6 protein-coding genes and 1 pseudogene are annotated in these 4,896 nt (G+C 67.4%); 4 read left to right on the forward strand and 3 right to left on the reverse strand.

Annotated features, from left to right (window positions below):
- A pseudogene (locus RMO04_RS20125) lies at nucleotides 1–329 on the reverse strand (cobaltochelatase subunit CobS); the annotation flags it as partial.
- 208 nt (nucleotides 330–537) lie between these two features.
- Between RMO04_RS20125 and RMO04_RS20130 the strand changes: the two are divergent.
- Nucleotides 538–1,404: a TauD/TfdA family dioxygenase gene (locus RMO04_RS20130; RefSeq protein WP_309646551.1), complete on the forward strand. Its 867-nt coding sequence runs from the start codon at nucleotides 538–540 to the stop codon at nucleotides 1,402–1,404.
- Here RMO04_RS20130 and RMO04_RS20135 read toward each other — a convergent pair.
- Together RMO04_RS20135 and RMO04_RS20140 are read right to left on the reverse strand one after the other, a co-directional pair.
- Nucleotides 1,401–2,609 carry a serine hydrolase gene (locus RMO04_RS20135; RefSeq protein ID WP_309646552.1) on the reverse strand — a complete coding sequence of 403 codons (1,209 nt, stop codon included), beginning with the start codon at nucleotides 2,607–2,609 and terminating at the stop codon, nucleotides 1,401–1,403. The genes RMO04_RS20130 and RMO04_RS20135 overlap by 4 nt on opposite strands.
- Before the next feature lie 178 nt (nucleotides 2,610–2,787).
- The gene (locus RMO04_RS20140) at nucleotides 2,788–3,441 is read right to left on the reverse strand and encodes a J domain-containing protein (RefSeq protein ID WP_309646553.1); all 654 of its coding nucleotides are present in this window, start codon (nucleotides 3,439–3,441) and stop codon (nucleotides 2,788–2,790) included.
- Nucleotides 3,442–3,493: 52 nt separating this feature from the next.
- On the opposite strand from RMO04_RS20140, the gene RMO04_RS20145 reads away from it, so the two are divergent.
- The 3 genes from RMO04_RS20145 to RMO04_RS20155 all read left to right on the forward strand — a co-directional run.
- Complete coding sequence (locus RMO04_RS20145) at nucleotides 3,494–3,769, forward strand: BolA family protein (protein ID WP_309646554.1); 276 nt, start codon at nucleotides 3,494–3,496, stop codon at nucleotides 3,767–3,769.
- Nucleotides 3,770–3,818: 49 nt separating this feature from the next.
- Nucleotides 3,819–4,325: a 2Fe-2S iron-sulfur cluster-binding protein gene (locus RMO04_RS20150; RefSeq protein WP_309646555.1), complete on the forward strand. Its 507-nt coding sequence runs from the start codon at nucleotides 3,819–3,821 to the stop codon at nucleotides 4,323–4,325.
- On the forward strand, nucleotides 4,322–4,896 hold a 575-nt coding region (locus tag RMO04_RS20155; protein ID WP_309646556.1), incomplete at its 3' end, for an FAD binding domain-containing protein. The genes RMO04_RS20150 and RMO04_RS20155, both read left to right, overlap by 4 nt.

Consider the following 4,896-nt stretch of genomic DNA (forward strand, 5'->3'; position numbering starts at 1 on the left):
TCGATCCGCGACACGTGGCTGTCCAGGTTCACCCGGATCATCGGCCAGTTGAGGCGCGCGGCCACCTGCTCGATGTGGGTCGACTTGCCGGTGCCGTGATAGCCCTGGACCATCACCCGACGATCAAAGGCGAACCCGGCGCAGATGGCCTTGGTCGTCTCCGGATCGAACTTATAGGCGGGGTCCAGATCGGGCACGTGGGCGTCCCGCGTCGAGAACGCGGGCACGGTCATGTCGCTGTCCACGCCGAAGGCCTCGCGAATGGAGACCTTCTTGTCCGGGACCAGAGCGATCAGCTTGTCGTCTTGGGTGTCGGCGAAAGAAGTCATGGCGGGCTTCGATTACAGGGTTACGCGGTCAATGCAAACGTCAGTTTGCGGGGTTCGGGCGACTTGGGCGAGGTCTGTGGCTCAGACGCTTTCCCGATCCTGGCGCAGCTTCCGTTGGGTCAGTCGCCACCGCGCTTTCGCCGAACCGTAAAAGGCGCGAAGATCGAACAGAGGCGAGGATACGCCACGAAGGATCGGGAGGAACGCCATGGGTCAGGCCACCGTCGTGGACGAGATCGTCGTCACGCCTCAGGAGACCGGCTTCGGCGCGCTGATCGAGGGCGTCGACCTGTCCCGCCCGCCATCGCCGTCCGCCCTGGCCCAGATCAAGGCCGCCTGGGCCCGCCATTCGGTGGTGGCCTTCCCCGACCAGCCGCTGTCGCTGGAGGCGCTTGAAGCCTTCACCCAGGCGATCGGCCCGTTCGGCGAGGACCCGTTCATCGCCCCGATGCCGGGGCATCCCAACGTGCTGGAGCTGCGCCGCGAGCCCGACGAGAAGGCCACCAATTTCGGCGCGGGCTGGCATTCCGACTGGAGCTTCCAGAAAGCCCCGCCCGCCGCCACCCTGCTGCGGTCCCAGGTTATTCCGCCGGTCGGCGGCGACACCCTGTTCGCCGACTGCTCGCGCGCCTACGAGGCGCTGTCGCCGGTGATGCAGGCGATGCTGGAAGGCCTGCGCGCCGTCCATTCCGCCAGCCGCGCCTATGGAACCCAGGGCGTGTTCGCCAAGGAGACCGCCAAGCGGACCATGGAGATCATCGTCTCGCCCGAGGCCGACAAGACCCTGACCCATCCCCTGGTGCGCACCCATCCGGTGACCGGCCGCAAGGCGTTGTTCGTCAGCCCGGTCTACACGGTGGGGATCGAGGGCATGACGGTGAAGGAGAGCCAGGCGGTGCTGGGGTTCCTGTTCGCTCACATCGTCCAGGACGAGTTCGTCTACCGCCACAAGTGGCGCAAGGACATGCTGCTGATGTGGGACAACCGCTGCACGGTCCACTTCGCCGAGGGCGGCTACGATGGCCACCTGCGGGTCCTGCATCGCACGACCGTGGCGGGGGATGTGCCGGTCTAGGGTCGAAGCGCCCGAATCAAGGTGCGGAGGAGCGCGACGGTCTCGGCCTCGGCCTCACTGTCGTGCGGCTGCCGCCACGCGCTCTGGATGACCGCGACCGCCTGCTCGGTCGGGTTGAGGTAAATGCGCTGGCCGAAGGCGCCCAGGGCCAGGAACGCTCCGGCGTGGAGCCCGTCCGCGAACGGCGCGCCTGGCAGCGACCACCAGTGATAGCCATACCCTGCCGGACTGCCGGCCATGAGCCGACCGAACGCGGTCGCCGCGCAGTCGGGCTGGCCCGCGAGATCGCGCCAGCCGCTGGGCAGGACCCGTCGGCCGTCGAACGCCTCCCCATCCTCAAGCACCAGCAGGCCGAAGCGGCCGACGTCGCGCAGGCGGGCGCTGACCCCCATCCCGCCCAGCTCCAGGCCATCCTCCGATTCCAATTGCCAGAGCCCATCGGCCTCCATGCCCGCCGGTCCCCAGACGGTCTGAGCGAAATAGTCGGCCAAAGGACGGCCCGTGGCCGCCGCGACCACGGCGCCAAGCAGGACGCTCTCGCCGGTCGAATAGTTGAACACCGCGCCTTGCGGCGCTGCGCGCGGCAGTGTGCGCAGGAGATCCAGGATGGCGCCTGGCCGTCGGCTGCCCATGGCCTGGCCTAGTCGCCTCAGGTCGCGGCCATCGGACTTGTCGCCCTCGTCCCAGATGACGCCCGACGCCATCCGCAGCAGATTTCGCAGCGTCACGTCCTCGTAGGCTGAGCCTCGCATCTGCGGCACATAGAGTCCGCAAGCCTCGTCCAGGCTGCCGATCGCGCCATCGTGCAACGCCGCGCCGACGAGCGTCGCCGTCATGGACTTCGCGATCGAGAAGCTCGCCCAGCGGCTCTCCGGGCCGCTACCCATTCCGTATCGCTCCAGCGCGATCTCGCCGTTCTTCAAGATCAGGAACCCGGCCGTGCGCCGCCGCGCCATGAAGTCGTCGAGACCGATCATCGCGTCCCCGACCTCGTAGGCTTGGTGTGCGAGCGGACGATGGTGAGGCGGCAACGCCCGCACAGTCTGGCCGCGTCGGATCACCCGGTGCGGCCAGACCTGGTCTTGGTTGCGGAAGGTCGCCGCTTGGTTCTCGGGCGTCGTCTTCATGACGTTCGAAGCCGCTTGCTCCGGCTTGGCCGCGCCCGTGTCCAGGCCGCCGCCTTCGTCATCGCGCCCGCCGGCCATGAGATTCTTCCCCGTTGAGAGGGCGTCAAATCGACTTTGAGGGAGGGGTCCGCAACGCAAGTTAAGTTGGCTTGCCGCAGCCGCATCGGGCTGGCACGGTTGCGCCCTGGCTAGGGTTTCCGTTGGCGGCGATCTGCGACTCTGACCATTCCCCGCGCGTAAACCTGCGGGCGCGGCACTAGGCCATCTTCGCCTTGCGAAGCACCTGGTAGGCCTTGATCACCCGCTGCAGCTTGTGCTCGGCCGAGCGGTCGCCGCCGTTGGAGTCGGGGTGGCAGCGCTTCACCAGCTCGATGTAGCGGGCGCGGATACGGGGGGCGTCGGCGTTGTCCTCGAGATCGAGGTCGGCCAGGGCGTTACGCTCCAGCTTGCCGATTTTTCGGGCTTCCGGCGCCGCCGTCCGGGCGTTGGGGCCGCCGCCGCCGAACAAATTGAACGGGTCGCGGTAGCCCTGGCCCTTGCCGAAGTTGTGGCTGGCGGCGGCTGATTCGCGCGAGAAACGGCTGGCCTTGAACTCCCAGGTCGGCCGGTCGCCGGACGCGCTCTGGGCCTGGCGCTTGCGCACCTCGCCCTCGCTCATGCCGGCGAAGAAGTTCCACTGGCGGTTATACTCCGCCGCGTGGCCCTGGCAGAACCAGTAGTGTTCATTGAGCATATCGCGGGATTTCGGCGCGCGCGCGGTCGCCGCCACGCGGCACCCCGCGTGGTCGCAAGCCCTTTCCCCGGGCTTGAGCGTAAAGACGTCGGCATCGGCCTGAGCGGCCTCTTCGGGGGTCGGTGGACGCACCCGGATGTCGACGAATTTAGGCTTGTATTGAAACGCGCCTGCCATGACCCAAGTATGAGGCTCCTAGAGTCCCTTTCAAGAATTGAACTTGCAGCCGATGGGCGCCATATTTGAGACCATCCACGACAAACTCACCGCGGCGTTCTCGCCAACCCGCCTGGAAGTCCAGGACGACTCCGGCCGACATGCCGGCCATGCGGGCGCGACACCGGGGGGAGAAAGTCATTTCAACGTATTAATCGAGGCCCAGGCCTTCGAAGGAGCGTCCAAGGTGGCGCGCCAGCGAATGGTCTACAAGGTCCTGACTGAAGAATTGAACGGGCAGGTCCACGCCCTTTCGGTCAAGGCGCTGGCTCCTGGAGAGCCGAGCTAGACATATTTCCTGGTTCGCCGGTTCACGGCGACCCGCCTGGGGAGGCGACATGAAGACGACGATCACCGTCAATGGCGAGGCGAGAGCGCTCGACCTCGATCCGCGTACGACGCTGCTAGACGCTCTACGCGAGCATCTGCGCCTCACCGGGTCGAAGAAGGGCTGCGACCACGGCCAGTGCGGCGCCTGCACGGTCCTGGCGAATGGTGTGCGCATCAACGCCTGTCTCAGTCTCGCGGTCATGCACGACGGCGACGAGATCACCACGATCGAAGGCATCGGGACGGAGGACGCCTTGCACCCGATGCAGGTGGCCTTCCTGGACCAGGACGCCTTCCAGTGCGGCTATTGCACCCCCGGCCAGATCTGCTCGGCGGTGGGCATGCTGAAGGAAGCCGCCGACAACTGGCCCAGCCAGGCGACCGACGACCTCACCAGCGACATCGCACTGACCGACGCCGAGATCCGCGAGCGGATGAGCGGGAACATCTGCCGCTGCTCGGCCTATCCCCAGATCCTGGCGGCGATCCGCGATGTGGCGGGAGAGGTCGCATGAGGCCCTTCACCTACGAACGCGCCACCGGCGCCCTTTCGGCTGTGAAGGCCGTGGCGTCGACCCCCGGGGCGAAATTCCTGGCCGGCGGCACCAACCTGCTGGACCTGATGAAGCTGGACATCGAGCGACCGACCCACCTCGTCGACGTCGGCCGCCTGCCCATGGCCGGCATCGAGGCCGCGGACGGCGGACTTCGCCTGGGCGGAGCTGCGACCAACAGCCAGGTGGCGGCCGACGCCACGGTGCGGGCGCTTTATCCGGTCCTGGTCCAGGCCATTGTCTCGGGCGGCTCCGGCCAGATCCGCAACAAGGCGACCCTGGGCGGCAACCTGCTGCAGCGGACCCGCTGCGCCTACTTCTACGACCCCGCCAAACCCTGCAACAAGCGTCAGCCCGGTTCGGGCTGCGGCGCCCTGGAGGGCCTTAATCGCAACAGCGCCATCTTCGGCGCCAGCGACCACTGCATCGCCACCCACCCCTCGGACATGGCCGTGGCCCTTACCGCGCTCGGCGCCAGCGTCGAGACGCTGTCGCCCGACGGCGCGTCGCGAACCATCGCGGTGCGCGACCT

The sequence above is a fragment of the Phenylobacterium sp. genome (genome assembly GCF_031412415.1).
Lineage (GTDB): Bacteria > Pseudomonadota > Alphaproteobacteria > Caulobacterales > Caulobacteraceae > Phenylobacterium.

Excerpts from the sequence above, each read along its gene's own strand:
- RMO04_RS20135 (WP_309646552.1), bottom strand. The coding sequence starts at position 2,609 with ATGGCCGGCGGGCGCGATGACGAAGGCGGCGGCCTGGACACGGGCGCG.
- RMO04_RS20130 (WP_309646551.1), top strand. The coding sequence starts at position 538 with ATGGGTCAGGCCACCGTCGTGGACGAGATCGTCGTCACGCCTCAGGAG.
- RMO04_RS20140 (WP_309646553.1), bottom strand. The coding sequence starts at position 3,441 with ATGGCAGGCGCGTTTCAATACAAGCCTAAATTCGTCGACATCCGGGTG.
- RMO04_RS20145 (WP_309646554.1), top strand. The coding sequence starts at position 3,494 with ATGGGCGCCATATTTGAGACCATCCACGACAAACTCACCGCGGCGTTC.
- RMO04_RS20150 (WP_309646555.1), top strand. The coding sequence starts at position 3,819 with ATGAAGACGACGATCACCGTCAATGGCGAGGCGAGAGCGCTCGACCTC.